Source organism: Streptomyces sp. NPDC041135 (assembly GCF_055592085.1).
Window position 1 is genome coordinate 304200 of the sequence record NZ_JBVIYZ010000008.1, and the last position, 26039, is coordinate 330238.

At 75.1% G+C, this 26039-nt stretch carries 16 protein-coding genes, 1 tRNA gene and 1 riboswitch; of the genes, 10 read left to right on the forward strand and 7 right to left on the reverse strand.

Annotated features, from left to right (window positions below; translation table 11 throughout):
• The first annotated feature begins 287 nt into the window (after positions 1–287).
• The 5 genes from ACZ6CZ_RS21345 (at position 288) to ACZ6CZ_RS21365 (ending at position 5553) form a co-directional block, all read left to right on the forward strand.
• The gene (locus ACZ6CZ_RS21345) at positions 288–1451 is read left to right on the forward strand and encodes a dihydrofolate reductase family protein (RefSeq protein ID WP_469023339.1); all 1164 of its coding nucleotides are present in this window, start codon (positions 288–290) and stop codon (positions 1449–1451) included.
• A 100-nt stretch (positions 1452–1551) separates the two neighbouring features.
• A tRNA-Met gene (locus tag ACZ6CZ_RS21350) sits at positions 1552–1625 on the forward strand.
• A 194-nt stretch (positions 1626–1819) separates the two neighbouring features.
• A complete protein-coding gene (locus ACZ6CZ_RS21355) occupies positions 1820–3004 on the forward strand; it encodes a PP2C family protein-serine/threonine phosphatase (protein WP_469023341.1) in 1185 nt (394 codons plus the stop codon).
• A gap of 249 nt (positions 3005–3253) precedes the next feature.
• Positions 3254–3431: riboswitch (cyclic di-AMP (ydaO/yuaA leader) on the forward strand.
• A gap of 9 nt (positions 3432–3440) precedes the next feature.
• Positions 3441–4478 carry a M23 family metallopeptidase gene (locus tag ACZ6CZ_RS21360; RefSeq protein ID WP_469023344.1) on the forward strand — a complete coding sequence of 346 codons (1038 nt, stop codon included), beginning with the start codon at positions 3441–3443 and terminating at the stop codon, positions 4476–4478.
• A 130-nt stretch (positions 4479–4608) separates the two neighbouring features.
• Positions 4609–5553 (forward strand): aldo/keto reductase, encoded by a 945-nt coding sequence (locus ACZ6CZ_RS21365; RefSeq protein ID WP_469023348.1) that lies wholly within the window; start codon positions 4609–4611, stop codon positions 5551–5553.
• A gap of 22 nt (positions 5554–5575) precedes the next feature.
• Here ACZ6CZ_RS21365 and ACZ6CZ_RS21370 read toward each other — a convergent pair whose 3' ends face one another.
• The 4 genes from ACZ6CZ_RS21370 to ACZ6CZ_RS21385 all read right to left on the reverse strand — a co-directional run bounded on the left by ACZ6CZ_RS21370 (position 5576) and on the right by ACZ6CZ_RS21385 (position 10667).
• Entirely contained in the window at positions 5576–6922 is a 1347-nt protein-coding gene (locus ACZ6CZ_RS21370; RefSeq protein ID WP_469023351.1) for a PrsW family intramembrane metalloprotease, read from the reverse strand.
• A 45-nt stretch (positions 6923–6967) separates the two neighbouring features.
• The gene (gene trmB / locus ACZ6CZ_RS21375) at positions 6968–7843 is read right to left on the reverse strand and encodes a tRNA (guanosine(46)-N7)-methyltransferase TrmB (RefSeq protein WP_469023353.1); all 876 of its coding nucleotides are present in this window, start codon (positions 7841–7843) and stop codon (positions 6968–6970) included.
• Between the two features lie 90 nt (positions 7844–7933).
• Complete coding sequence (gene lhgO / locus ACZ6CZ_RS21380) at positions 7934–9151, reverse strand: L-2-hydroxyglutarate oxidase (RefSeq protein WP_469023409.1); 1218 nt, start codon at positions 9149–9151, stop codon at positions 7934–7936.
• Positions 9152–9242: 91 nt separating this feature from the next.
• Complete coding sequence (locus ACZ6CZ_RS21385; RefSeq protein WP_469023355.1) at positions 9243–10667, reverse strand: MFS transporter; 1425 nt, start codon at positions 10665–10667, stop codon at positions 9243–9245.
• A gap of 702 nt (positions 10668–11369) precedes the next feature.
• Here ACZ6CZ_RS21385 and ACZ6CZ_RS21390 point away from each other — a divergent pair.
• Both ACZ6CZ_RS21390 and ACZ6CZ_RS21395 read left to right on the forward strand, forming a co-directional pair.
• Positions 11370–13448 carry an asparagine synthase-related protein gene (locus ACZ6CZ_RS21390; RefSeq protein ID WP_469023357.1) on the forward strand — a complete coding sequence of 693 codons (2079 nt, stop codon included), beginning with the start codon at positions 11370–11372 and terminating at the stop codon, positions 13446–13448.
• A 113-nt stretch (positions 13449–13561) separates the two neighbouring features.
• A complete protein-coding gene (locus tag ACZ6CZ_RS21395; RefSeq protein ID WP_469023360.1) occupies positions 13562–16972 on the forward strand; it encodes an AfsR/SARP family transcriptional regulator in 3411 nt (1136 codons plus the stop codon).
• Here the strand turns inward: ACZ6CZ_RS21395 and ACZ6CZ_RS21400 are convergent.
• Together ACZ6CZ_RS21400 and ACZ6CZ_RS21405 are read right to left on the reverse strand one after the other, a co-directional pair.
• Positions 16959–18920, reverse strand: a complete 1962-nt coding sequence (locus ACZ6CZ_RS21400) for a sigma-70 family RNA polymerase sigma factor (protein WP_469023362.1) — start codon at positions 18918–18920, stop codon at positions 16959–16961. The genes ACZ6CZ_RS21395 and ACZ6CZ_RS21400 overlap by 14 nt on opposite strands.
• Before the next feature lie 286 nt (positions 18921–19206).
• Positions 19207–19965 carry a TetR/AcrR family transcriptional regulator gene (locus ACZ6CZ_RS21405; protein WP_469023364.1) on the reverse strand — a complete coding sequence of 253 codons (759 nt, stop codon included), beginning with the start codon at positions 19963–19965 and terminating at the stop codon, positions 19207–19209.
• A 383-nt stretch (positions 19966–20348) separates the two neighbouring features.
• On the opposite strand from ACZ6CZ_RS21405, the gene ACZ6CZ_RS21410 reads away from it, so the two are divergent.
• Together ACZ6CZ_RS21410 and ACZ6CZ_RS21415 are read left to right on the forward strand one after the other, a co-directional pair.
• Positions 20349–21722 (forward strand): NAD(P)/FAD-dependent oxidoreductase, encoded by a 1374-nt coding sequence (locus ACZ6CZ_RS21410; RefSeq protein WP_469023366.1) that lies wholly within the window; start codon positions 20349–20351, stop codon positions 21720–21722.
• Between the two features lie 212 nt (positions 21723–21934).
• Positions 21935–23608, forward strand: a complete 1674-nt coding sequence (locus tag ACZ6CZ_RS21415) for an ATP-binding SpoIIE family protein phosphatase (RefSeq protein WP_469023368.1) — start codon at positions 21935–21937, stop codon at positions 23606–23608.
• Between the two features lie 66 nt (positions 23609–23674).
• Here the strand turns inward: ACZ6CZ_RS21415 and ACZ6CZ_RS21420 are convergent, their stop codons facing one another.
• Positions 23675–24937, reverse strand: coding sequence for an MFS transporter (locus tag ACZ6CZ_RS21420; RefSeq protein ID WP_469023411.1), 1263 nt, complete (start codon positions 24935–24937; stop codon positions 23675–23677).
• Between the two features lie 135 nt (positions 24938–25072).
• On the opposite strand from ACZ6CZ_RS21420, the gene ACZ6CZ_RS21425 reads away from it, so the two are divergent.
• Complete coding sequence (locus ACZ6CZ_RS21425) at positions 25073–25633, forward strand: MarR family winged helix-turn-helix transcriptional regulator (protein ID WP_469023370.1); 561 nt, start codon at positions 25073–25075, stop codon at positions 25631–25633.
• Positions 25634–26039: the final 406 nt, after the last annotated feature.

Sequence of the window (26039 nt, forward strand, 5' to 3'; positions counted from 1 at the left end):
TGGCCCCGTGCTGGCCCGAACGCCGCCTAACAGCGTGATACACGGTGGGGTGAGACGGGGTGAAGGGTGCGCCACGCGCGGACACCGAGTTCCACTGGCCTGCGCTTCTTGGGGCGCAGTAGGGTGGCATGAACGCGCCGGGGTGAGGCGGGTTGGCCAGTCAGCAGACTTTTAATCCATTGGTTGTGGGTTCGAGTCCCACAGGGCCTACCGCATCGCCCCCAGCTCAGAGCTACTTGGAGCTGGGGGCGCGTCCATTCGGGCCCCAACTCCACGAGAGCGCGACCGTGTCCCAGCCGTCCCAGCCGTCCCCGCCGACGCACCCCCTGCCGTACGTCCTGCTGTCCGCCGCCGTCTCCCTCGACGGCTACCTGGACGACACCGGCCCGGAGCGCCTGCTCCTGTCCGGCCCCGCCGACTTCGACCGGGTCGACGAGGTACGGGCCTCGGTCGACGCCATCCTGATCGGCGCCGGCACCATCCGCGCCGACAACCCCAGGCTGCTGGTCAACTCGCCCGCCCGACGCGCCGCCCGCCGCGCCGAGGGCCGGCCGGAGTACCCCCTCAAGGTCACCGTCACGGCCTCCGGCGACCTGGACCCGGACGCCCATTTCTGGCACACCGGCGGCGACAAGCTGATCTGCACCACCGACCGGGGCGCCCGGCGGGCCGCCGCCCTCGGCCTGGCCGCCGACGTGGTCGCGCTCGGCCCGAGCCTGGACTGGCGCGCCCTGCTCCACCACCTGGCCACGGCACGCGGGGTGCGGCGGCTGATGGTCGAGGGCGGCGGCACCGTCCATACCCAGCTGCTCCAGCAGGGCCTCGCCGACGAACTCCAGCTCGTGCTCGCCCCGCTGTTCGTCGGCGACCCGGCCGCGCCCCGGCTGTTCGGCCCGGGGGCGTACCAGGGCGGCCGGCTGCGGCTGCTGGAGAGCCGCCGGATCGAGGACGTCGTCCTCATGCGCTACGAACCCACCGCACCCGGGGCCGGTGACCTGGCGGCCGCGGCCGACCGCCACTGGCTGGGCACCGCCTGCGACCTGGCCGCCCTCTGCCCGCCCTCGGACACCGCGTTCAGCGTCGGGGCCGTGGTGGTCGCCGCCGACGGCACCGAGCTGGCCCGCGGCCACTCCCGGGAGGGCGGCGACCCGGTCGTGCACGCGGAGGAGGCGGCGCTGGCCAAGATCGCGCCCGGTGATCCGCGGCTGGCCGCCGCCACCGTCTACAGCAGCCTCGAACCCTGCGCCCGCCGCGCCTCCCGCCCCGCCCCCTGTGCCGACCTCATCCTGCGGGCCGGCGTCCGCCGGGTGGTGACGGCCTGGCGCGAGCCCGGCACGTTCGTGGCGGAGGCCGACGGCACGGGGGTGCTGGCGCGGGCGGGCGCCCGGGTGCTGGTGCTGCCCGGGTTCGAGGACCGGGCGAAGGCCCCGAACGCCCACCTGCCGGGCTGACCGGCGACCCGCCGGCCACCTCCGCGGGCGCCCCGCGGACCGGCCCTGATCAAACCGGTGTGCTCGTGGCCCTGAACATGGCGTACAGTGGAGTCATCGCCGCGGGGTGGAGCAGCTCGGTAGCTCGCTGGGCTCATAACCCAGAGGTCGCAGGTTCAAATCCTGTCCCCGCTACTGATACTCAGGGCCGGAATCCAGTACATGGATTCCGGCCCTGAGTCTTTCCCGCCCCGGCCGCCTCCCGGCCCGCCGCGGGGAGCGTGGTGCGTGTCACACCCGAACGTGGTCATCCGGTCGGCCCACAGCGCTCGCCGCCCCTCGCCGCGCCCACAAACCTGGACGTACGTCGGACACGTGGGAGATCAGCGGTGCGCCCTGGTGAGGTGGAGCAGTACGACCCGTACGCCAGGGCCGGTGACCGGTGCCCCGCAGCCGTCGTTCCCGGCCCCGACCCGGGCCCCGCATCCGTACCGGCGGTCCCGGGGCGCCGCTCGCCGGTCCGGAGGCTGCTGCGGGTCCTGCCCGCCCTGCTGATCGCCGCCGGGGTCCTCTACGACCTGCGGACACCGCAGGGCTTCACCGCCGTCCCCTTCTTCACGGCCGCGCCGCTGGCCGCGGCGCCCCTGTTCTCGCCGCGCCGCACCCTCCTCACCGGGCTCGCCGCGCTCGCCGCCTCCTGCGCGGTGCACGCCGGCCACCGCGCCGGCCCGGACGTCACCACCGTCACCGACGCCGTCACGGTGGCCACGGTCGCCGTCCTGGCCGCCGTCATCAACCGGGTGGTGCGCCGGGGCGACCGGCGGCTGGCGTCCGCCCGCGAGATCGCCGAGGCCGCCCAGCGGGCCGTCCTGCCCGAGCCGGCCGTCCGGATCGGCGGTTTCGACATCGCCGCCTGCTACGAGGCGGCCCAGGCGGACGCGTTCATCGGCGGCGACCTGTACGCGGTGCAGGACACCCCGCACGGCGTCCGGCTGGTGGTGGGGGACGTGCGCGGCAAGGGGATGGGCGCGGTCGCGGCCGTGGCCGTGCTCATCGGGGCGTTCCGGGAGGCCGCCGAGCAGGAGGCCGGCCTGGAGGCGGTGGCGCGGCGGCTGGACCGGGCGCTGGCCCGCGAGGGCGCCCGGCGGGAGGGCGTCGACGCCTTCGAGGGGTTCACCACGGCCGTCCTCGCCGAACTCCCGCACGACGACGCGGTGGTCCGGATCGTCAACCGCGGCCATCCTCCGCCGCTCCTGCTGCACGCCGACGGCCGGCTGCACACCCTGCTCGCCCGTGAACCGGCGCTGCCGCTGGGCCTGGGCGACCTGGGCGCGCCGCCCGACCATGCGACGGAGGCCGCCTTCCCCGCCGGCGCCACGCTGCTGCTCTACACCGACGGCCTGTCCGAGGCCCGCGACGCCCACGGCCGGTTCTACGATCCCGAGCGGCGGCTCGCCGGGCGCACCTTCTCCGGCCCGGCCGCGCTGCTGCACCGCCTCGCGGCGGAGGTCCGGCGGCACTCCGGGGGCGGAACGGCGGACGACATGGCCCTGCTGGCCGTACGGCGGCCGTGACACCCGCGCGGGAACCCGATATCACGTTCGGTGATCCGGTGAGCGCCCTGCGCATCACATCTGAGTCACCATCAACCGGCCTGTGAAACATGAACATCGGGCAACTCGCCCGGTTTTCACCGTTCATGACGGGTAAGTCCGGCCCGGAGAAGCGTAATGATCAAGTCGAACGGCTTGGAATCTGACGGGTGGGTCTATTAACGTTCGATAACGCAGCGCGGTCGTCCCAGCCGTCACAGAAGGCGGCTCCGTGCGCACGCGCCGAATCCCGCAAGGGAACCGGGGAACCACCATTTGGGGTGAATCACGCGGAAGCCGCCGTCGGCCGGTGAGGAGAACTCACCGGGTGGGGGCCGGTATACGCGCGTAGGAGACCTTCCTGCTCCGAACCCGTCAGCTAACCCGGTAGGCGACGGAAGGAAAGGAGCACGCCCGAGTGGCGTCCAACCGGCCTGCCCCGGCAGACCCGTTCGTGCCGAGCCGGCACGACAGCGAGACCTTCGGTTACGGCACCTACCGCACCGACGAGGGCCCGTGGGAGGAGTGGAACCCCACCGAGGAATCCCTCCGCCCGGTGCGCGGCCGGCACCGCGTCGGCAAGCAGCGCGGCGGCGGACTCGCCCGCAGCTCCACGGTCCTGGGCGTCGGTGTCATCGCCGCCGTCGGCGCGGGCGGCATGGCCAGCGCCAACACCGGCAAGCCGCCGGTCTCCATCTCCCTGCCCGACCTGCCCTCCTCCGTCGACTCCCTGCTCGGCGAGGGCCACGGCACCGCCGAGGCCACCACCGCCACGCTCAGCACCGTGGGCACGGCCTCCGCCGACACCGACCCGGGCACCGCGGACGCCGGTGAGGCGCTGCGCAACCGCATCATGGCCCAGGCCGAGCAGCAGCAGGTCCAGGTCGACACCAAGGCCACCGCGGCCGCCGTCGCCGCCGCCGGGAAGCAGGCCGCCACCGCCGCAGCCAAGGCCGAGAAGGAGGCCGCAGCCGCGGCCGCCGACGCCAAGGCCGAGGCGGAGGCCGCCGCCAAGAAGAAGGCCGAGGCCGAGCGCCTGGCGAAGCTGGCCAAGCAGTACACGCTGCCGACGTCGTCGTACACGATCACGTCGACCTTCGGCGAGGCCGGCTCCATGTGGTCCTCCGGCTACCACACCGGCCTGGACTTCGCCGCGCCCACCGGCACCCTCATCAAGGCCATCCACAGCGGCACGGTCACCGAGGCGGGCTGGGCCGGCGCCTACGGCTACCGCACCATCCTCACCCTGGACGACGGCACCGAGCTGTGGTTCTGCCACCAGTCCTCGATCAACGTCAGCGCCGGGCAGAAGGTCGCCACCGGCGAGGTCATCGGCCGGGTCGGCGCCACCGGCAACGTCACCGGCCCGCACCTGCACCTGGAGGTCCACCCCGGCGGCGCCGCCACCGGCATCGACCCGATGGCCTGGCTGCACGGCAAGGGCCTCACCCCCTGAGCCTCCCCCGCCCGGCCTCCGGCCCGACGCTTCCCCGAAGCTCCGGCGGTCCTGACGACAACCCCCCGACGTCAGGGCTGCCGGCCGGCCGCCGGAATGCGACCACCCGCTCCGGGCGTTGACATAAGGCATGACTTCTCTGCGCAAGCTCGGCACGTCCGACCTCGAGGTTTTCCCGCTCGCGCTCGGCGGCAACGTCTTCGGCTGGACCGCCGACGAGACGGCCTCCTTCGCCGTCCTGGACGCCTACACGGCCGCCGGCGGCAACTTCGTCGACACCGCCGACTCCTACTCGGCCTGGGCCGAGGGCAACCGGGGCGGCGAGTCCGAGACCATCATCGGCAAGTGGGTCAAGGCCCGCGGCAACCGCTCCGACGTCGTCATCGCCACCAAGGTCAGCCAGCACCCCGACTTCCAGGGCCTGTCCGCGGCCACCATCAAGGCCGCCGCCGACGCCTCCCTGCGCCGCCTGGACACCGACTACATCGACCTCTACTACACGCACTTCGACAAGCCCGAGGTCCCGGTCGAGGAGATCATCGGCGCGCTGGACGAGCTGGTGAAGGCGGGCAAGGTGCGGCACATCGCCGCCTCCAACATCAGCCCCGAGCGCCTCACCGAGTCCCTGGAGTTCTCCGACCGCGAGGGCCTGGCCCGCTACGTCGCCCTCCAGCCCCACTACAACCTGGTCTCCCGCGACACCTACGAGGGCGCCCTGCGGGACCTGGCCGCCCGCACCGGCCTCGCCGCCGTCCCGTACTTCTCCCTGGCCTCGGGCTTCCTCACCGGCAAGTACCGCCCCGGCACCACCGTCGACAGCGCCCGGGCGGAGGGGGCCGCCAAGCACCTCGGCACCGAGCGCGGGCAGCGGGTCCTCGCCGCCCTGGACGAGATCGCAGCCGCCCGTGACACCGAGGTCGCGACGGTCGCCCTGGCCTGGCTCGCCGCCCAGCCCACGGTGGCGGCGCCGATCGCCTCGGCCCGGACGACCGGCCAGCTCCCGGCGCTGCTCGCGGTGGCGGAGCTGAACCTGACGGACGACGAGATCGGCCGCCTCACCGAGGCATCGGCCTAGGCGAAGCCCGGCCCCGGCCCGGTCACGGGCGGTACGGCTGATACGCCGGGTACGGCTGGTACGCGGGGTACGGCACCGGCAGCGCCGGGCTGCCGTACCCGCCGCGGTACCCGGGGGAGCCGTACCCGTAGCCATGGCCGTACTCGGGGAACCCGTATCCGGGCACCGGGGGACGGGCGGTGAGACCGGCCGCGTACTCCAGGGCGGGCCGCGCGGTCTGCCGGCGCTTCCACAGCTCGGCCAGCAGCTCCCGCTCCCGTACGGCGAAGTGGGACCCGGCCCGCCCCCGCCGTCCCCGGTGCCGCAGGAACGCCAGCGAGGTCGCGTACGCCTCGTACTCCGCCACCGCCCGCCCGGCCGGCCGGCCGCCGTGGTGCCTGGCGTAGTCCCGGGCCAGCCGCCGGGCCTCCATCGACGCCAGCACGAACGGCTCGGCCGGCCGCAGCCAGCCGGCCAGGACGTAGACCGGCAGCTCGGTGCGCACGGTGCGCAGCTCGCGCTGCCGGGTCCCTATGGCGAGCCAGGCCAGCAGGCCGAAAGCGGGCATCATGAAGGCCCCGTAGACGGCGAAGAAGCCGTACTCGCCGAAGGTCGAGGAGCTGTTCCAGAAGGCGTGCAGGCTCACCGCGAGCAGCAGTCCGCCGAGCGGCGGCAGCACGCGCCGGGCGGTGCCGCTCTCCGGGGCGCAGGCCGCGGCGGCGCCGAAGCCGATGCCGGTCAGGACGGTGAACAGCGGGTGCGCGAAGGGGGACATGACGACGCGCACGAAGAAGGTGGCGGCGGTGACGGAGGCGATGCCGTGGCCGCCGGTGAGCTGGTCGGTGCCGAAGGCCGTGCCCAGGTAGAGGATGTTCTCGGTGAACGCGAAGCCGGTCGCGGTGACCCCGGCCACCACGACGCCGTCGACGAGGCCCGTGAAGTCGCGGCGGCGGAAGAGGTAGACCAGCAGGACGGCGGAGGCCTTGGCCGACTCCTCGACGACCGGCGCTATGACGGTCGCGCCGAGGGTGTCGGCGCCGATGGGGTCGGCGGTCGCGCCCGCTATCCACCGGGTCGCGAAGCTGTTGGCGACGATGGCGATCAGCGCCGCCGCGCAGGCGCCCCAGGCGAAGGCGAACAGCATGTTCCGCCAGGGGCCGGGCTCGACCCGGTCCAGCCAGCGGAAGGCGGCGAGGAGCAGCGGCACGGGCAGCACGGCCAGCCCCAGCCCGACCAGGAACCCCTCGGTGCCGGTCTGCCGGCGCACCAGGCCGAGGATGACGAGCCCGCAGAGGGCGAGCAGGGCGGTCAGCGCCCCGTGACGGACTCCCGCGCGCTGCCACCAGTGCGGGCGCGCCGGACGGGTCGGGTACGGGGAACAGACGGCCACGGCATCGGCTCCAGCGAGGAGAGTCCGGTCACTGCTGTCCGCGTGTCAGCCCTGCCGCGTCGGGTGCGGCAGGCGGCGGAAGAGCAGGTCGTTCACCACATGTCCCTTGTCCAGTCCCTGACCCTCGAAACGGGTCAGCGGCCGGTAGTCCGGACGCGGCGCGAAACCGCCGTCCGGCCGGGTGTTGTCGAAGTCCGGGTGCGCGCTCAGCACCTCGAGCATCTGCTCGGCGTACGGCTCCCAGTCCGTCGCGCAGTGCAGGGTGGCGCCCGGCCGCAGCCGGGCGGCGGCCAGCGTGAGGAACTCGGGCTGGATCAGCCGCCGCTTGTGGTGCCGCTTCTTCGGCCAGGGGTCGGGGAAGTACACGCGCAGCCCGGCCAGCGAGTCGGGCGCGAGCATCTCCCGCAGCAGGATGATCGCGTCGCCGTTGCCGACCCGTACGTTGGTCAGTCCGGCGCGCTCGGCGAGGTTCAGCAGGTTGCCCTGGCCGGGGGTGTGCACGTCGACGGCGAGGATGTTGGTGCCGGGGTCCCCGGCCGCCATCCGCGCGGTGGCCTCGCCCATGCCGAAGCCGATCTCCAGCACGACGGGCGCGTCGTTGCCGAACAGCTCGGTGAGGTCGATGACCCGCCGGCCGTCGATGTCCAGCCCCCACTGGGGCCACAGCCGCTGGAGCGCGTCCGCCTGGCCGGCCGTGACCCGGCTGCGCCGGGGCTGGAAGCTGCGGATGCGCCGTTCGAAGTGCGACCCGGCGGGGTCGGCCTTCGGCCCGTCCGGGAACCGCGGCTCGCCCTTGGCCCGGCCGTGCCGGAGGGACGTCCCGGGGTCGGCGGACACCCCGCGCTCGTGCGTCCGCCGCGGCCCGCCGCGGGCGGACTGGACGGAACCGGGGATCTCGGGGGTGTTCGGCGCATCAGACACAGTAGGACGATTTTACGGTGCCCGCCCGGCCTGCCCGCCAGCCTTGCTTGCCCGGTCTGCCTGCCCGCCCGGTCTGCCCGCCCGGCCCTGTCACGGCGAGCCCAGCACGGCCAGTGCCCGGCGTCCCACCTCCCTGCCGATCGGCAGCGCGGCGGTGGCCGCGGGGGAGGGCGCGTTCAGCACGTGCACCGCCCGCGGGCCCTCCCGGATCAGGAAGTCGTCGACCAGCGTCCCGTCCCGCAGCACCGCCTGCGCCCGCACTCCCGCGGGCGCCCGCACCAGGTCCTGCTCCCGCACCGCGGGCAGCAGTCTGCGCACCGCCTCGAGGAAGGCACCCTTCGACACGGATCTGCGCAGCTCACCGGCCCCGTACCGCCAGTGCCGCCGGGCCAGCACCCAGGAGCCCGGCCAGGCCGCCGTCCCGGCCGCCTCCCGGGGCCGTACGACGCCCCAGCCGTATCCCTCGCGGGCCAGCGCCGGCACCGCGTTGGGCCCGATGTGCACGCCTCCGTCGATCCCGCGCGTGAGGTGCACCCCGAGGAACGGGAACGCCGGGTCCGGCACCGGATAGACCAGCCCCCGCACCAGCTCGGGCCGCGCCAGCTCGTAGTACTCGCCCCGGAACGGCACGATCCGCATCCCGGGCTCGTCCCCGGTCAGCCGGGCCACCTCGTCGCAGTACAGCCCGGCGCAGTTCACCAGCACCCGGCCCCGCACGACGTCGCCGCCCGCCGTCAGCACGGCCACGCCACGCTCCGGGCGCCGGTCCACGCGCACGACGCGCGCACCGTAGCGGATGTCCGCACCGGAGGCCGCCGCGAGCTGCCGGGCCACGCCCACGTAGTCGCACACCCCGGTCGTGCCGACGTGTATCGCGGCCAGTCCGCGCACCTCCGGTTCGTACTCGGCGATCTGCGCGGCGCCCAGCTCGCGCACCGGGATGCCGTTCTCCCGGCCGCGCTGCACCAGGGCGTGCAACCGGGGCAGCTCGGGGCGCTCGGTGGCGACGATCAGCTTGCCGGTGACGGCGTGGGCGATGCCGTACTCGGCGCAGAACTTGACCATCTCGGCCGCGCCCCGCACCGCGTACCGCGCCTTGAGCGAGCCGGGGCGGTAGTAGACGCCGCTGTGGATGACCCCGCTGTTGCGGCCGGTCTGGTGCCGGGCCGGTCCGGCCTCCTTCTCCAGCACGGTCACCCGGGTGCCCGGCGCGGCCCGCGTGATCGCGTACGCCGCCGACAGGCCGACGATCCCGCCGCCGATCACCAGCACATCGCAGTCGTACGCACCCTCGCGCACCCGCACCACCTCCCACTCCCGATAGTGCACTGCGCCACTGACAGCGCCTTCAAACACGGGCGGGGCGCGGGCCGGGCCGCGCGCGGGGGCCGGGCGGGGGTCAGGCGGGGGTCATGAGGAGCGGCCGGGCCCGCTCCCGCAGCTCCACCACCCGCGGCTCGTCGCCGTACGGCTCCAGCCGGTGCAGCAGGTCCTTCACGTACTCGGTGGTCCGCGCCGACGAGATGCGCCCGGCCACCTCCACCGCCCGCACCCCCTGCTCGCAGGCCGCGTCCAGGTTGCCCGACTCCAGCTCGGCGACCGCCGAGACCACCAGCCGCAGCCCGTGCGAGCGCACGAACTCCTCCGTCGGCTTCGACAGCGCCTGCTCGGTGAACCGGCGGACCTGGCGCGGTGCCTTCAGGTCGCGGTAGCACTCGGCGGCGTCGGCGGCGAACCGGTCGTAGCCGTAGAAGCCGAGCCAGGTGGGGTCGCTGTCGCCGTCCCGGGACCGCTCCAGCCAGCCCTCCGCCGCCTTCAGCGCGGTGCCGGCCGCCGGCGCGTCCCCCGCGCGCGCGTGCGCCCGTGCCTCGACCAGCCGGAAGAAGCTCATCGTGCGGGCCGTGGCCAGTCCCCGGTTGCGCTCCAGGGCGGCCTGCGCGAGGTCCACGCCCTCGTCGCCGAAGCCCCGGTACGTCGCCTGCAACGACATGGAGGCCAGCACGTAACCCCCGAGGGGGACGTCGGCGGCCGCGCGCGCGAGCCGCAGCGCCTGGATGTAGTACCGCTGGGCGGCCTCCTGCTGGCCGGTGTCGAACGCCATCCAGCCCGCGAGGCGGGTGAGTTCGGCGGTGGCGCCGAACAGGGCGCGGCCCACGTCGTCCGCGTACGAGCCGAGCAGCAACGGCGCCGCCTCCACCCGTAAGCACTCGGGGACCATCGAAGAACGCCAGTCGCCGCCTCCGTACTTGGAGTCCCAGCGCCTGGCGTCCTCGGCGGCCTCCCGCAGTTTCTGCACATCACTGTGGCCGACTTTGATCGGTGCGGCGGACGTCTCCGAAGGGTTCACGTCCCGCGCGACCGAGCTGTCGGCGGGGGTTATCAGCCATCGCGAGGCGGGCGTTGCGTATGCGCTCACTGCGAAGGAGCCGGCCAGTGACTGCCAGATGCCTCCGGCGCCGGCCCGGCGCCCGGCGAGGTCGAGCCGGTACAGCTCGGTCGCCGACCTGACCGCCTGCCCCACGTCCCGGGGGAAGGCGAGGCCGACCTCGGGGGCGGGGTCGGCGTCGGCCAGGCCGATCTCGTGGAGCGGCACCGGGCGGCCGAGCTTCTGGCCGATGGCGGCCGCGATGAGGTGCGGCGCCGCGCCCTGCGGCACCATCCCCTTCGACACCCAGCGCGCCACCGAGGTCTTGTCGTACCGAAGCGTCAACCCGCGCTGGGCGCCGAGGTCGTTGACGCGTCGCGCGAGTCCTGCGTTGCTGATTCCCGCGAGGGCGAGAACGGCGCCGAGTTTTTCGTTCGGCCCGCGTTGCTCCCTGGACATGCGCCACCCCTCGACACAGACGGCTGCCACGCCTGGCATAACCACGCGGCATTCGTAAACCCAGCGTAGTTCGCCGCATCCCAAGCGTTAAGGGGCATTGTTCCGGATGGCGGGATTGTGGTCCGTACGGCAGTGCGGTCCGGCACGCACCGTGCACGGGCCGGCCCGACGTGCCCCCGCCGTGTCGGTGTGCGCCCGTGCGTGCGCTCTACTCCGGCCATCCGGGGAGCGGTTCCATGGCTGTGCGTGGGTCGGCCCGCTGTACTGGATCCAGTGGGCTGGGGGACACCGCCGCCTACATCCCCGCGGGTGGCGGACCGGTCCGGGAGGCGATGCCCGCCTCCCGGACTGTGCGCGTCGCGGCGCGCCGGACCGGCCGCGCGGAATCAGCACGGAGCGTGCTCACCTCCGGCGCGTCGCCGCCGAATTGGCCGAAAATCGACGCACCCTCGTGTGGGTGAACAGCTCTCTCACCACGGGAGTTGAGGGCGCGAACGGCGTTTTCGGGGAGCGTAGCGGGGGCGCATTCGTATCGCACCCCCCTTGTCCCGCACGCGGGTTCGCCTTTTCATGGGCACACGCGCACAGGCGCACGACCTCCATCGAACGCGGCGCCGCCGCATCTCGGGGGCGCGTTCTTCATGGCAGCATGGTGAACCGTTCGTGCGGTGCACTGGTTGTCCACAGCCTGTGGAGGCGTCGATGCGGTGGTTGGTCGGATGGAGCAGCGCCGCCACCGGCGCGGCCGCGATCGGCTCCGCCGGCGCCACCGGGTACGACGGCGAGACGGTCCAGCCCATCGGCTCCCAGCTTCTGTGGGGCGACCCCGATCCGCTGTGGGCCGTCGGCGACTGGCGCCCGGACGAGGTGCGCGTCGTCCGGGCCGACGCCCAGACCCGCATCGCCGTGCTCGGCACCTGCGGCGCCTCCGACGAGGAACTGCGGACCGGCCTGTTCACCGCGCGCGGGGGCGCGCTGCGGCATCTGACGACCTGGTCCGGCAGCTACACGGCCGTCGTCCAAGCGGGCCGCCGCATCACCGTCTGCGGCGACCTCGCGGGCGCCCGGCCGGTGTTCCACACCCCGTGGGCCGGCGGCACGGCCTACGCCACCGCCGCGCTGCCGCTGGCCGACCTCATCGAGGCCAACCTCGACTTCGGCCACCTGGCGGCCCTGCTGGCCGCCCCGGACGTACCGGCCGCGCTGCACGACTCCACCCCGTACGACGGCGTACGGCGCGTGCCGCCCGGGCACGCGCTGATCCTGCGCGCCGGGTCCCGGGAGATCGCCGGGTACGACCCGGTCACCTCCCTGGCGGTGGCGGCGCCCTCGGCGGACCCCGGCAGGGCGGTGGACGCCGTCCGCGACGCCCTCGTGGAGGCCGTGCGCGCCCGCCTGTCCGCGCCCCGGCACGTCCCCGACATCGACCCCGGCCCGGTGCCCGGCATGGGCCCGGCCGAGCGGCGGGCGGCCCGCGGGATGCCCATGCCCGGCATCGGCGCCGACCTCTCCGGCGGCCCGGCCTCCGGCACGCTGGCGCTGCTGGCCGCCGGGCTGCCCGGCATGCCCGGCACGCTCCTCGGCCACGGCACCGGCGCCGGTGAGCGCCTGCTCGCCGTCACCTTCAACGACCTGGCCGTCGGCGGCCGCGAGGCCGAGCTGGAGCGCGCCGGGACGCTCGCCGCCAACCCGCGCCTGCACCACGTGGTGGTCACCGGCGGCGAGGAGACCCTGCCCTACGCCGACCTGGACGGCCCCCTGACGGACGAGCCGGGCCCCTCGCTGATCTGGGCCGCCCGCCACCGCGCGCGGCTCGCGGCCGGCAGCGCCGACCACTTCACCGGCTACGGCGCGCGCGAGGTGCTGGACGCCCACCCCGCCCGGCTGGCGGACCTCCTGATGGACCGCAAGCGCCGCCACCTGGTCCGGCCGGTCGCCGCCCTCGCCAAGGCCGACGGTTCGGTGATGGTCCCCGCGCGCGTGTACAGCGCGGCCCGGCGGCTGGCCCGCACGCCGTACCGCACGGGGGTGGAGGCACTCGCCGAACGGCTGCTGCGGCGCCGCTTCGACGAACCCGGGGGCGCGGTCGGCGCGTCCCTCGCCGCGCTCACCTGGGCCAGACCCGGACCGGCCGCGCGCTGGCTGACGGGGGAGGCACTGGCCGAAGTATCGGTTCTGCTGCAACGGGCGGCGAACCGCTCCGGAGTGGGCCCCGGCCAGCTCCCCGGCGACTACCGCGCGCGTGCCGCACTGGCCCGCCACGCGGCCGACCTGCGCGTGCTGGAGCAGGCCGCCGAGATCCGCTCCCAGCGCCTGCACGCCCCCTTCCTGGACAACCAGGTCGTCCGCGCCTGCCGCGCCCTCCCGGAGGCCCTGCGCGTCCAGCCCGGCGCCCGCGCGGCCATCCTGCGTACGGTCCTGGAGGGCGCCGGCGTCACCGACCTGCCGCCCGGCTGGGGCGCCCCCTCGCAGGCCTCCTCCTCCGCCGCGGTCCGCACCGGCCTGCGGGTGGCCGCCGACGCGGTCGTCGACCTCTTCGCCACCCCGCTGCTGGCGGAGGCGGGCCTGGTGGAGGCCCGCGTGGTCCGCAAGGCCGTCCGCGCCGCCGCGGAGGGCGACCCGCTGCCCCTGGACGGCCTCGCCGACCTCGTCTCCCTCGAACTCTGGCTGCGCCGCCTCCTCTCCCGCCGGGGCACCTGCTGGACCGGAACCCCGGCACGCGCGCGTGCGGTCCCGGCCGGCATCCAGCCGCGGCGCGGAGCACTGGCGCCGGGCGGCTGAGGGGCGGGGGCGGGCACGGGCGCGGGTGCGTGGACCCGGGCGCGGGTGAGTGGGCCCGGGAGGCGGGCGGCAAACCCGTCGCCCCACCGCGGGACCCCGGCGACAATGAGCCGGTGCAGTACAACATCCTGGGCGTGACCCACGTCACCGACGAGCGGGGCGCCCCCGTCGCCGTGGGCGGCCCGCGCCTGCGCGCCCTGCTGACCGCCCTCGCCCTCCGCCCGGGCCGCACCGCCACCGCCGACACCCTCGTCGACGAGGTCTGGGCCGGCGACCCGCCCTTGGACGCCACCGCCGCCCTCCAGGCCCTGGTCGGCCGCCTGCGCCGCGCCCTCGGCCGGTCCGCGATTCGCTCCGTCCCCGGCGGCTACCGCCTGGAGGCGACCGAGGACCAGGTGGACCTGCACGTCTTCACCCGGCTCGTGCGCACCGGCACCGCCGCCCTGCGGCAGTCCGACCCCGCCACCGCGGCCGGCGCCCTCACCGACGCCCTCGCCCTCTGGCACGGCCCCGCCCTGGCCGACCTGCCCGACCGCACGGCGGCCGCCCGACCGCAGGCGCTGCGCCTGGAGGCCCTGCGCACCCGCGCCGAAGCGTTTCTGCGGCTGGGCCGCGCCCAGGACGTCGTACCGGAGCTGACCGAGCTGACCGCGGCCCATCCCTACGACGAGCCCCTGCACGCCCTGCTCGTCCGCGCCCTGCGCGACACCGGCCGCACCGCCGACGCCCTCGCCGCGTACGAGAGCGCCCGCCGCACCCTCGCCGACGGCCTGGGCACCGACCCCGGCCCCGCACTGCGCGCCCTGCACGCGGACCTGCTCGCAGGCAGCCCACCGCGGACCACGGCGACGACAGCGACCACGGCGACCACGGCGCCCGAACCGACGGCACCCGCTTCCCCGGCCCCCGCGGCTCCCCCGCGGGTGGCGGCGGACGATCCGCCGTCCACGCTCGCCCGGCCGCCGCGCCGCACCGGCAACCTGCGGCCCCGTCTGACGTCCTTCGTCGGCCGGGAACCCGAGATCGAGGCCGTCCGTGCGGAACTGCGCCGGGCCCGCCTGGTCACCCTCACCGGACCGGGCGGCTCGGGGAAGACCCGCCTGGCCGAGGAGGCCGCCGCCGGGCTGCCGCACGCGTGGCTCGTCGAGCTGGCCCCGCTCGACCGGCCCGAGGCGGTGCCCGGCGCGGTGGTCAGCGCGCTCGGACTGCGCGAGACCGTGCTGCTGGGCAACGACCTGGCGAGCCCGCGGGCCGACCCGGTGACCGCGCTGATCGAGTACTGCGCCCCGCGCGAGCGGCTGCTGATCCTGGACAACTGCGAACACGTCATCGGCGCGGCCGCCGACCTCGCCGAGACACTCCTCACCCACTGCCCCGGCCTCACGGTCCTCGCCACCAGCCGGGAACCCCTGGGCGTGCCCGGTGAGTCGGTCCGCCCGGTCGAACCCCTCGTCCCGGAGCAGGCGCTCCGGCTGTTCGGCGAACGCGCGGCGGCCGCCCGCCCGGACGCCGCCGCCGTACTGGACGGCGACCCCGGGGCCGTGGCGGAGATCTGCCGCCGCCTGGACGGACTGCCGCTGGCCATCGAGCTGGCCGCGGCGCGGCTGCGGCTGCTGACGCCCCGGCAGATCGCCGACCGCCTCGACGACCGCTTCCGCCTCCTCACCTCCGGCAGCCGCACGGTCCTGCCCCGCCAGCAGACCCTGCGGGCCGTCGTCGACTGGTCCTGGGACCTGCTCGACGAGCGGGAGCGGACCCTGCTGCGCGAGGTGTCGGTGTTCGCCGGCGGCTGGGACCTCGCGGCGGCGGAGGCCGTGTGCACCGGCCCGGTGGCGGACCTGATCGGCGCGCTCGTCGACAAGTCCCTCGTCGTCGCGGCCCCGGCGGCCCCGGCCGGCCCGGACGACCCCGGCGGCATGCGCTACCGGATGCTGGAGACCATCCACGAGTACGCCGCCGAGCGCGCGGCCGAGGTTTCCGAGTCGCGGGCGGCGGCCGAGCGGCGCCACCGCGCGTGGGTGCGGGCGCTGGCCGAGGAGGCCGAGCCCCGGCTGCGCTCCGGGGCCCAGCTGCCCTGGATCTCCCGCCTGGAGAGGGAACTCGACAACGTCCGGGCCGCCCTCGACCGCGCGGTCCGCGACGGCGACGAGGCCGGGGCGGGCGCGATCGTGCTCGCCATGGGCTGGTTCTGGTGGTTGCGCAACTACCGCCAGGAGGCGCTGGACTGGGCCTGGCTGGTGCTCCGCCTGGGCACCGCCCTGGACGCCCTCCCGGCGGACGCGCCCGCCGGTGCCCTGCCCCGGCTCGTCGAGAGCGCCGACCCGGTGGGCGCCCTCCTCGGCGCCCCCGACGCGGGCGCCGGGCATCCGCTGCACCCCCTGCGCATGGACCTGCGGATGCTGCGCCTGTTCCTGATGTCGGGGGCCAGCTCCCCGCAGCCGGCCCAGGCGGAGTGGGCGCCGGACTACCTCGCGCGCATGCGGGCCGCCTACGAGGGCGGCGGACCGCGGGCCGCCCGGATGCCGGGCATCGTCTGGCCGCTGGCCGCCTACCACCTGGGCACCCGGGTCGACCTGCGGCCCGTGATGGACGCGACGGTGGCCAACTGCCGGGAGTACGGCGACGACTGGGCGGTCGGTGTCAGCCTGATGTTCCGCACCCACATGGTCGTCGACTCGCCCGGCAACCTCAGCGGCGTGGACGACGACCTCGCCGAGCTGCGGGAGCTGTGCCGCCGCGTGGGGGACCGCTGGACGCGGGCGCAGGTGTGCAGCGCGGCCGGTGAGGCGGCCATGGCACGCGGGCGCTTCGACGAGGCGCGCGGCGAGTACGAGGAGGCGCTGCGGCTCGCCTACGAGGTGGGCGCGTACGCCGAGGCGCCGTTCCTCATGGCGCGGCTCGCCGAGATCGCCTACCGCCGCGGTGAGCGCTCGCCCGCCCTGGCCGCCCTGGACGAGGCGAGCACCGCGGCCGACCGGTACGGGGTGACGGAGTCCGAGGCCTTCGTACGGCTGCTGCGGGCGCACATCGCCCATGACGACGGGGACATCGCCGTCGCCCGCGAACTGGTCGAGGAGGTCCGCGTGGAGATGCTCAGGGGCACCCCGCCGCCGCAGTTCACGGCGGCGCTGCACGGGATCGACGCGCTCGTCACGGCCGCCGAGTCGGGCCCGGGGCAGGGGCTGCCGATCGTGGCGGACGCGCTGCGCGAGGCCGTGGAGCTGCGGTGCGCCGAGACGGTCACCGGGGCGCTCGTGGACGTCGCGGCCCAGCTGCTGGCCCGGCGCGGCGAACCGGCGGCCGCGGTGCGGCTGCTGGCCGCGGCGGACCGGTGGCGGGACGGCCACCCGCGCCCCGAGCCCGAGCACACCCGGTGCGCCGAGGTCGCCGCCGCCGCCCGCGCCGCCCTGTCCCCCGGCCGCTACGCCGCCGAGCGCGCCCGTGGAGCGTCCCTGTCCGTGGACGGCGTACTGCGGGAGCTGGCGCGGGCCGGTGACCCGGCCCGGACGCCTACGCGCAGCTGAACCGTGACCCCGCCCAGTCCGCGAGCGCCGCGGCGCCGAACGGGTCCTGGTACGGCCGGACCACCAGCCGTACCGTCCTGCGCCCGGTGAGGTCCACATGGACGGGTACGGCGGCGTCCCCTCCCCCTACCGTCCCGGACCGCCACAGCCGGACCCCGTCGGCGTAGACCTCGAAGCGGACCGCGCCGAGGCCGAGGGTCAGGTCGTCGACGCCGGCCAGCGCGTCGTAGGCGGTGCACCGGCGGTTGAGGTCCACGGTGACGGAGGAGTCGCCGTGGACGCTCACCCCGTCCGGGTAGCGCGTGCCGCCGGCGGACAGGCCCTGGCGCTGCCACACCCAGCTGCTCCCGGCGAGCCGCATCTCGGGCCCGGTGCCGTCACCGGTGACGTCGTAGCGCAGCTCGCTCCACCGGTAGACGACCGGGGCGGGCGGGGGAGCGGGCGCCGGGGGCGTGGGCGTGGGCGTGGGCGTGGGCGTGGGCGTGGCGGGTGGCGGAGTCGGCGTGGGGCTGGGGGTGGGGGTGGGCGTCGGCCGGGGTGTGGGCACCGGTTCCGGGGCCGGGGCCGGTGCGGCGCCCGGCGGGGCGGTGGGCGTGGGCGGCCGCGTCGGTGCCGGGGAGTCGGCCGGCCGCCCGGCGGGCGCGGGCACGGCGGCCACCGGTACCGGGGCGTGCCCGGCCGGCGGGACGGGAGCCGGCGACCGCGGCTGCACCGCGGGCGGTGACGGCGCCGGCCCGGCCTCCTCCCTGGCCGGCCGGCTGTCGTTCATCAGGGCGAGCGCCACCGCGGCGGCGGCCACCGCGACCACCCCGGCCGCGACACCGGCCTTCACCGGCGCCCCCAGCCCCTCCGAGGCCGCCGCACCGCCGACCGCGCCGCCGGACGAGCCGCCGGCCGCGGCCGCGGCGCCCGCGCCCGCTGAGGCACCCCCGGCGACGATCCCGAGCGCCTTGGCGTACCCGGCGGCCCCGAACCAGCCGACGACCGCGACCGGCACGACCGCCGGGATGCCGCCCGCGACCTCCTCGATCTGCGCGGCCGCCAGCCGGCACCGGGCGCACTCCGCCAGGTGTTTGCGCAGCCCGCGTTCGGCGCGGACGCGCAGTTTGCGGCGGGCGTAGGTGCCGAGCTGGTCGGCGTAGCGGGCGCACTCCTCGTCGCCGGCCAGGGCGTCGCTGACGTGGGCCTGGAGGTAGGCCTGGCGCAGGCCCTCACGGGCGCGGCTGGCGAGCACCCGGGTGCCGTTGGCGTCCAGCCCGAACAGCACCGCCACCTCGCTCGGCGACTCGTCCTCCACCTCGGTGTGCCACAGCACCGCCTGCCAGCGCTCCGGCAGCGAGCGGAAGGCGCGCATCGCCATCGACTGCTCGGCCTCGTGCAGCGCGCGCACCTCGGCGCCCATCTCGAGGGTGCCGTCGCGGGGCACCTCCGAGGCGCGGGCGGCCTGCGCGGCGAACACCGCGAAGTCGTCGACGAGTTGCTCGCGCCGGGCCGACTTCGTCCAGTGCGCGGCGACCCGGCGCACGGAGGTGAGCAGATAGGCGCGTACGGCGTGTTCGGGCCCCGAGCCGCCGCGCACCGCCTGGAGCATGCGAGCGAACACCTCGGCGGTCAGGTCGTCCGCCGTGTGGCCGTCCCGGCAGCAGGTGCGGGCGTAGCGGCGCACCGCGTCCGCGTGCCGGCGGTACAGCTCCGCGTAGGCGGAGTCGTCCCCGGCGCGCATCCGTTCGATCAGCGCGCCGTCGGCCGACGGGGTCGCCCGGGGCGTCGGCAGCACGCTGCCCCCGCGCTGGGCGGGCACTCCGCCCTCGGCCGGTCCGGCGGACGCGGGCACCCGGGCCCGGCTCGCCTGGCCCGGCACCTGGGGCGGGTCCGGCGGCTGGGGCGGGACCGGCCCGGCCGCCGTGTCGCCGTCACCGCGTGACTCGTCCCACCCGTCAACGCCCATCGCGGAAAGCCCCCGACGCCAGCCCAGCCCGACCCGACCCCATCACCGCGTCAGCGTGCCACACGGGCCGCCGTCCGGGGCCCGGAGCCGGCGCACTCCACTCGTCCGAGCGCACTTCCCGCCGCCCGGCACTGCCCTCACCCGGACGGGGACGACGCCCCGGCCCGCGACGGACCACCCGCGGGACCCGCCGGGCCCGCCGCGCACACGGCGCGGCAGGCAGGGCAGGCACGGCAGGGCAGCGGCTCCGAGCCACCGGCACGGGCGGCGCCGGGGCGTGTCACCGTCACGCCGGCCGGGAGCGCAGGCCCTCCAGGAGGATGTCCAGCAACCGCGACGACGCCGCCGCCTGCTGCGCCGCGTCCGGCAGCGAGGGCGCCGCCGTGGCGATCACCAGCAGCACGTCGGCGACCGACACGTCCGTCCGCAGCTCGCCCGCCTCCCGGGCCCGCTCCACCAGCCGGCCGACCACGTCGAGCAGCGCCGCCGCCCCCGCGTCGTCGGCGACCGCGTCCGCTTCCCGCGTCACCAGGCGCAGTTCACCACCGCCCGGCTGCGACCGCTGCTGCGGCACCCTGGCCGGCTCACCGCCGCCCTCGTCCTCGTCGGCGACCCCGACCCGCAGCACCTGCGGCGGCAGCAGGCGTCCCGCGCCCGACGCCACCGACGTGCGCAGGAAGCGCGACAGCGCCGACCACGGCTCGTCCTCCTGGCCGAGCGCCGCCCGTGCCTGGTCGGTCAGCCGGGAGGTCTCCTCCTCGGCTATCCGCCGGACCAGGACGTCCTTGCTCGGAAAGCGCCGGTACACCGTGCCGACGCCGACCCGCGCCCGCCGCGCCACGTCCTCCATCGGCGCGCCGTAGCCCAGCTCGCCGAAGACCTCGCGCGCCGCACGCAGCACATGCTCGAGATTGCGCTGTGCGTCCACCCGCAGCGGTGTCGTACGCGGCCCGTCACCGCGTCCGTTGCCCACCGCCGCGCTCACGACGCCGCCACCGGGTGCGATGGCGGACGCCGACGACCAATGCGTGTCCTGAATGTGCATGAGTGTTTCCCCCGGTTAATGACGTCTCCCCCCGGAGACTCTCCCCGCCACTGATTCCGGAGTGCGCGGAACGGGTTCGGTCCTGACCGGGACCGCCCGTCGCGGACCCGTTCGACCACATCCCCTACACCCCGTCGACACACGAACATAGTTGAGAGGGGGTCAATTCAGAAGGGGCAGGTTCCGCACGGAGCGCCCCTCGATCGGAGTACGAGGCGGGTACGTCCCGGTTCCGCACCCCCACGACCGCCCGCCCGCACCCGCTGACCTGCCCCTTCTCCGTCGGATCCGGCACCGCGGGCGGCCTCGCGCACACCTGGACGCCAGTCACACAAATTGTCGGGGCTGTGGACAAACAACGGAGTCGGGTGCGTCATGGGACGGTGAAGGAACGTGCGCGCATTCTCGTTGTCGGCGGCGGCTACGTCGGGATGTACACGGCCCTGCGGCTGCAACGGAATCTGAGACAGGAGCTGAGGCGCGGGACGGCCGAGGTCACGGTCGTCGCTCCCGACCCCTACATGACCTATCAGCCGTTCCTCCCCGAGGCGGCCGCCGGCTCCATCTCCCCACGTCACGTCGTCGTCCCGCTGCGCCGCGTGCTGCACCGCTGCCACGTCGTCGTCGGCGAGGTGACGGCCGTCGACCACGCGCGGCGCACCGCCACCTTCTCCACGCTCGCCACCGAGGCGGGCGGCCCCGCCGAACAGCTGGCCTACGACGAACTCGTCCTCGCCCCCGGCTCGGTCTCCCGCACCCTGCCCGTCCCCGGCCTCGCCGAGTACGGCATCGGCTTCAAGACGGTCGAGGAGGCCATCGGACTGCGCAACCACGTCATCGAGCAGATGGACATCGCCTCCTCCACCCGCGACCCCGCCGTCCGCGACGCCGCCCTGACGTTCGTCTTCGTCGGCGGCGGCTACGCCGGGGTCGAGGCGCTCGGCGAACTCGAGGACATGGCCCGCTACGCCGCCCGCTACTACCACAACATCCGTCCCGCGGACCTGAAGTGGATCCTCGTGGAGGCCTCCGACCGCATCCTGCCCGAGGTCGGCGCGGAGCTGGGCCGCTACACCGTCACCGAGCTGCGCCGCCGCAACGTCCAGGTGCTGCTGAACACCCGCCTGGAGTCCTGCGCCGACCGCGTCGCCGTGCTCAGTGACGGCCAGCGCTTCCCCACCCGCACGCTCGTGTGGACCGCCGGCGTCAGACCCCACCCGCTGCTCGCCGCCACCGGCCTGCCGCTCACCGGACGCGGCCGCCTCAAATGCACCGCCCAGCTGAGCGTCGACGGCGTCGACCACGCGTGGGCCGCGGGCGACGCCGCCGCCGTTCCCGACGTCACCGCCGAGCGGCCCGGCACCGAGACCGCCCCCAACGCCCAGCACGCGGTCCGCCAGGCCAAGGTCCTCGGTGACAACGTCGTCCACGCCCTGCGCGGCGAGCCCCTGGAGACGTACGCGCACGCGTACGCCGGTTCCGTCGCCTCCCTCGGACTGCACAAGGGCGTCGCCCAGGTCTACGGGCGCAAGCTGAAGGGCTACCCTGCCTGGTTCATGCACCGCGTCTACCACCTCAGCAGGGTGCCCACCTTCAACCGCAAGGCCCGCGTGCTCGCCGAATGGACCCTCGCCGGACTCTTCAAGCGGGAGATCGTCTCCCTCGGCTCACTCGAGCACCCCAGGGCGGAATTCGAACTCGCGGCCGGTGGGCGACCTCCGCACAACCCCTCGGACAACCCGAACGGGTCGTCCTGAGGGGAGGCGGGAACTCGGCGCACCGCCCCGGCGTCCGACAGATGTCGCCACGGCCCGCCACCCTGCCAGACTGCCCCACGACCCCGGACGGGCACCCGCCCGCCCGCCGGCCCCACGACGCTCCTTCCCGAGCACCGCACCACCCGGGGCACGACCCCGGACCCCGGCCGGTTCCGGAGCCGGCCGGCGACGACGACACGAGGCAAGGATCCGTGAACTTTACGCGCTGGAGCGCCCGGCTCCCCGGAACGCAGCGCCGCGCCACAGCGCGGACCGAGCACGCGGTCCCCGCGGACCGGCGGGGGGACGGCTCCGTACCCGCGGCCCGCGCCGAGCAGCGCACCGACGGCGCCGCGCCCGTGCCCGCCGTCGACGAACTCCCCGCGCGCGGCGTCCTCGACCGCGTCCCGGCCCTCGTCGCCCTCCTGCACGGCCCCGACCACCGCCTCACCTACGTCAACGACGCCTACACCGCCGCCTTCGGCGCCCGCTCCCCTGGCGCGCCCGCCCGCGAGGCCCTGCCCGAACTCGCCGAACTGGGCCTGCTCCCGCTCCTGGACCAGGTGCTGCGCAGCGGCAGGTCCCGCACCCTCAAGTCCCGCAAGGCCCTCGACGGCCGCTCCTACACCTTCACCTGCACCCCGGTCGCCGGCAACGGCACGGGCGCCGACGGCACCGGCGGCGCCGGCGGCGCCGTCCTGGTGTTCGCCACCGACGTCACCGACCACGCCGAGGCCGCCGAGCGGCTGCGCGCCAGCGAGCGCCGCCAGCGCGAGACCGCCGTCACCCTCCAGCGCTCCCTGCTCCCCCAGGAGCTGGAGGAACCCGACGACCTGCGCATCGCCGCCACCTACCAGCCCGGCGGCACCGAGGCGGCCGTCGGCGGCGACTGGTACGACGTCATCACCCTCGGCGGCGGCCGCACCGCCCTGGTCATCGGCGACGTCATGGGCCGGGGCGTGCGGGCCGCGGCCGTCATGGGCCAGCTGCGCACCGCCGTCCGCGCGTACGCCCGCCTCGACCTGCCCCCGCACGAGGTGCTCCAGCTCCTCGACGGCCTCGCCACCGAGATCGACGCCAACCAGATCGCCACCTGCGCGTACGCCGTCCACGACCCCAACGAGGGCCGCCTGGTGTACGCCTCGGCGGGCCACCTGCCCATCCTGGTCCGCGACGAGAGCGGCGCGGTCCTGCGCGCCGACGAACCCACCGGCCCCCCGCTCGGCACCGGCGGCTGGATCCACTCCTCCGGCTCCGTCCCGCTCGGCCCCGGCTCCACCGCCGTGCTCTACACCGACGGTCTGGTCGAGCGGCGCGACGAGGACCTCGACGAGGGCATCGCCGCCCTGGAACGCGCCCTGGCCGGCGCCACCGGCACCCCCCAGGTCGTCTGCGACCGCCTGGTCCGCTCCGCCGGCGTCACCGCCGACCACGACGACGACGTCGCCGTCCTCGTCCTCCAGCACCCCTCCCGCACAGGACCCGACGGCGACCTCTTCCGCAACGCCGCCCTCGAACTCCTCGGCGGCGTCGAAGCGGCCCCCCGCGCGCGTGCCTTCGCCTCCGGCGTCCTCACCAGCTGGCGTTTCCCCACCGACCTGCACGACCTCGGCGTCCTCGCCACCAGCGAGCTGGTCGCCAACTCCCTCCAGCACGGCACCCCGCCCATGCGCCTGCGGCTGCGCCGCACCGACCGCCGCCTCATCGTCGAGGTCACCGACGGCGACGACCACCTGCCCCGGCGCCGCCGCGCCGAGCCGGGCGACGAGTCCGGCCGGGGCATCGCCATCGTCGCCACGATCGCCTCCAACTGGGGATCCCGCAGAACCCCGGGCGGCGGCAAAGCGGTGTGGTGCGAGTTCGTCCTGCCCCGCGCCAGACCCTGACCGCACCCGCCCGGAACACGACGAAGCGGCCGCCACCCGAAGGTGACGGCCGCCCCGGACCCCGGCTCACGCCTGCGCGGCCACCTGCTCCGCGGCCGCCCCGCCCCGCGTGACCACCCGGCTGCGCCCCAGCGACGGCTGGTCCTGGACGGCGGTCAGGTGCCGCCCCAGCCGCAGCGCCAGGCCGCTGATCCCCAGCGAGAACAGCAGGAACGTCACGACGTACGGCCCGGGCAGCGAGGCGCCCAGCGGCCCGCCCACCGCCGGCCCGACGGCCAGCGCCAACTGTTTGACCAGCGCGAACGCTGAGTTGTACTGCCCGGCCATGCCCTCCGGCGCCAGATCGGCGACCAGCGGTGCCAGCGTCGGCGACAGCATCGCCTCACCCAGCCCGAACAGCGCGTACGTCGACACGAACGCGGCCGTCGCCATCTCCCGGCTGCCGTGGCCCAGCCCGGCGTACCCCGCCACCACCCAGGACACGGCCCAGATCAGCCCGACCGCGGCGATCACCCGGGAGCGCCGGCGCCGCTCGACGAACTTCAGCACGGCGAACTGCGCCACCACGATCATCAGCGTGTTCGCGGCCAGCGCGGTACCGAGCGCCGAGGTGGAGATCCCCGCCGCCTCGACGCCGTACGCGCTCAGACCCGACTCGAACTGCCCGTAGCAGGCGAAGAACAGCACGAAGCCCAGCACGCACAGCTGCACCATCGCCCGATTCGACAGCAGCCGCCGCCAGCTGCCCCGGCCCGTGCCGGCCGGCGCCTCCTCGATGCGCGGCGAGTGCGGCATCCGCACCGTCGACATCAGCACGACCAGCAGCAGGAACATCGCCGCCTCGATCGCGAACAGCAGCGTGAAGGAGGAGACCCGGGTGACGTCGACCAGATGACCGCCGATGAGCCCGCCGGCCCCGAGACCGAGGTTCTGCAGGAAGAACTGCGTCGCGAACGCCCGCGACCGCGTCTCCGCCGACGAGCAGTCCACGATCATCGTCGCCAGCGCCGGCTGCATCACGGCCTGCCCGGCCCCCAGCGCCGCCGCCGACGCCAGGACGGCGGCCGCGCCCCCCGCGAGTCCCAGGCTCAGCGCCCCCAGCGCGGCCAGGACCAGGGCGGCGAGCAGCACCGGCAGCGGGCCGCGGCGCACGATCGCCCGGCCGGCGAACGGCAGCACGATCAGCGCGGCCACCGCGAAGACGGCGAGGACCGTCCCCGCCGTCATGGCTCCCAGACCCCGCACCTGCGCCACGTAGACGTACAGGTAGGGGACCGTGAAGCCGAGCCCGAACGCGCTGAGTGCGTTGCCCACGTGGATCCGGCGCATCGCTGCGCCCATCGCCCTGGTCACGTTCACCTCTTCCACTAGTTAGTTCTGAACACTTCGAACCTAAACTTCGAAGCTAAAGAGTACACATAGAAGGACTTCAACGCCAAGCGGCCCCGTGCGATACTGGCGTCCATGGGCGACACCCCGGTCGGCACCGGCAGCGGCAGCGAGCCGACACTCGAAGAGCAGATCGCCGCCTACCAGCGCGAGTTCCAGGACCTCGACCCCCAGGTCGAGAAGATCGTCTCGGCGCTCTCCCGCCTGAACCGCCGGATGAACGTCGCCTACGGCCGCCAGACCGCTGCCCTCGGCATCAGCAGCGCGGACTGGGAGGTCCTCAAGGCCCTCGTCCTCTCCGGCGCCCCCTACCGGATGGGCCCCGGCGAACTCGCCAAGCGCCTCGGCCTCACGCCGGCCGCGATGACCCACCGGATCGACCGCATGGTCACCGAAGGGCTGGTCACCCGGGAGCGCGACGAGTCCAACCGCGTCCGGGTGATCGTGGAGCTGACCTCCGAGGGCCGCGAGAAGTGGCTGGAGGCGATGCGCCTGGCCACCGTCTTCGAGGACGACCTCCTCCAGGACCTCACCCAGGACGAGCGCAGCGCCCTCGGCGAGGTGCTGACCAGACTGCTGCGCCGGGTGGAGCACGCCCAGCCGGACGCGGGCGGCCGGCTCTCCGACCTGGACTGACGTGCGCCATCAAAGATCTTGACAGGGGGTGGTTGACACGCCCTGTCCCGATCCGTAGAGTTCTTCGGGTTGCCGCGGGGCCGTAACGGTTCTGCGACAGCACCTCGGCCGCACGAGCGGCACCAAACCACCAGCATGATCCCCTTCGCAGGGTTCTATTTCGGCGCGCCCGAATGGAATTCGAATGGGCGACCGGCGGCCCGATTGGGAATCGCCGGACGGATCGGCTAAGGTTTGAGACGTCGGAACGGCCCAACGGCCGGGAAGACAAAGCCCGCTGACTGGGAGTCAGGCCCGAAAGGATCTGATAGAGTCGGAACCGCCGGAAAGGGAAACGCGAGAGCGGAAACCTGGAAAGCGCCGAGGAAATCGGGTCGAGAAAAGATCTGATAGAGTCGGAAACGCA

Excerpts from the sequence above, each read along its gene's own strand:
- ACZ6CZ_RS21365 (WP_469023348.1), top strand. The coding sequence starts at position 4,609 with ATGACTTCTCTGCGCAAGCTCGGCACGTCCGACCTCGAGGTTTTCCCG.
- ACZ6CZ_RS21385 (WP_469023355.1), bottom strand. The coding sequence starts at position 10,667 with ATGTCCAGGGAGCAACGCGGGCCGAACGAAAAACTCGGCGCCGTTCTC.
- ACZ6CZ_RS21390 (WP_469023357.1), top strand. The coding sequence starts at position 11,370 with ATGCGGTGGTTGGTCGGATGGAGCAGCGCCGCCACCGGCGCGGCCGCG.
- ACZ6CZ_RS21400 (WP_469023362.1), bottom strand. The coding sequence starts at position 18,920 with ATGGGCGTTGACGGGTGGGACGAGTCACGCGGTGACGGCGACACGGCG.
- ACZ6CZ_RS21405 (WP_469023364.1), bottom strand. The coding sequence starts at position 19,965 with ATGCACATTCAGGACACGCATTGGTCGTCGGCGTCCGCCATCGCACCC.
- ACZ6CZ_RS21420 (WP_469023411.1), bottom strand. The coding sequence starts at position 24,937 with ATGCGCCGGATCCACGTGGGCAACGCACTCAGCGCGTTCGGGCTCGGC.
- ACZ6CZ_RS21425 (WP_469023370.1), top strand. The coding sequence starts at position 25,073 with ATGGGCGACACCCCGGTCGGCACCGGCAGCGGCAGCGAGCCGACACTC.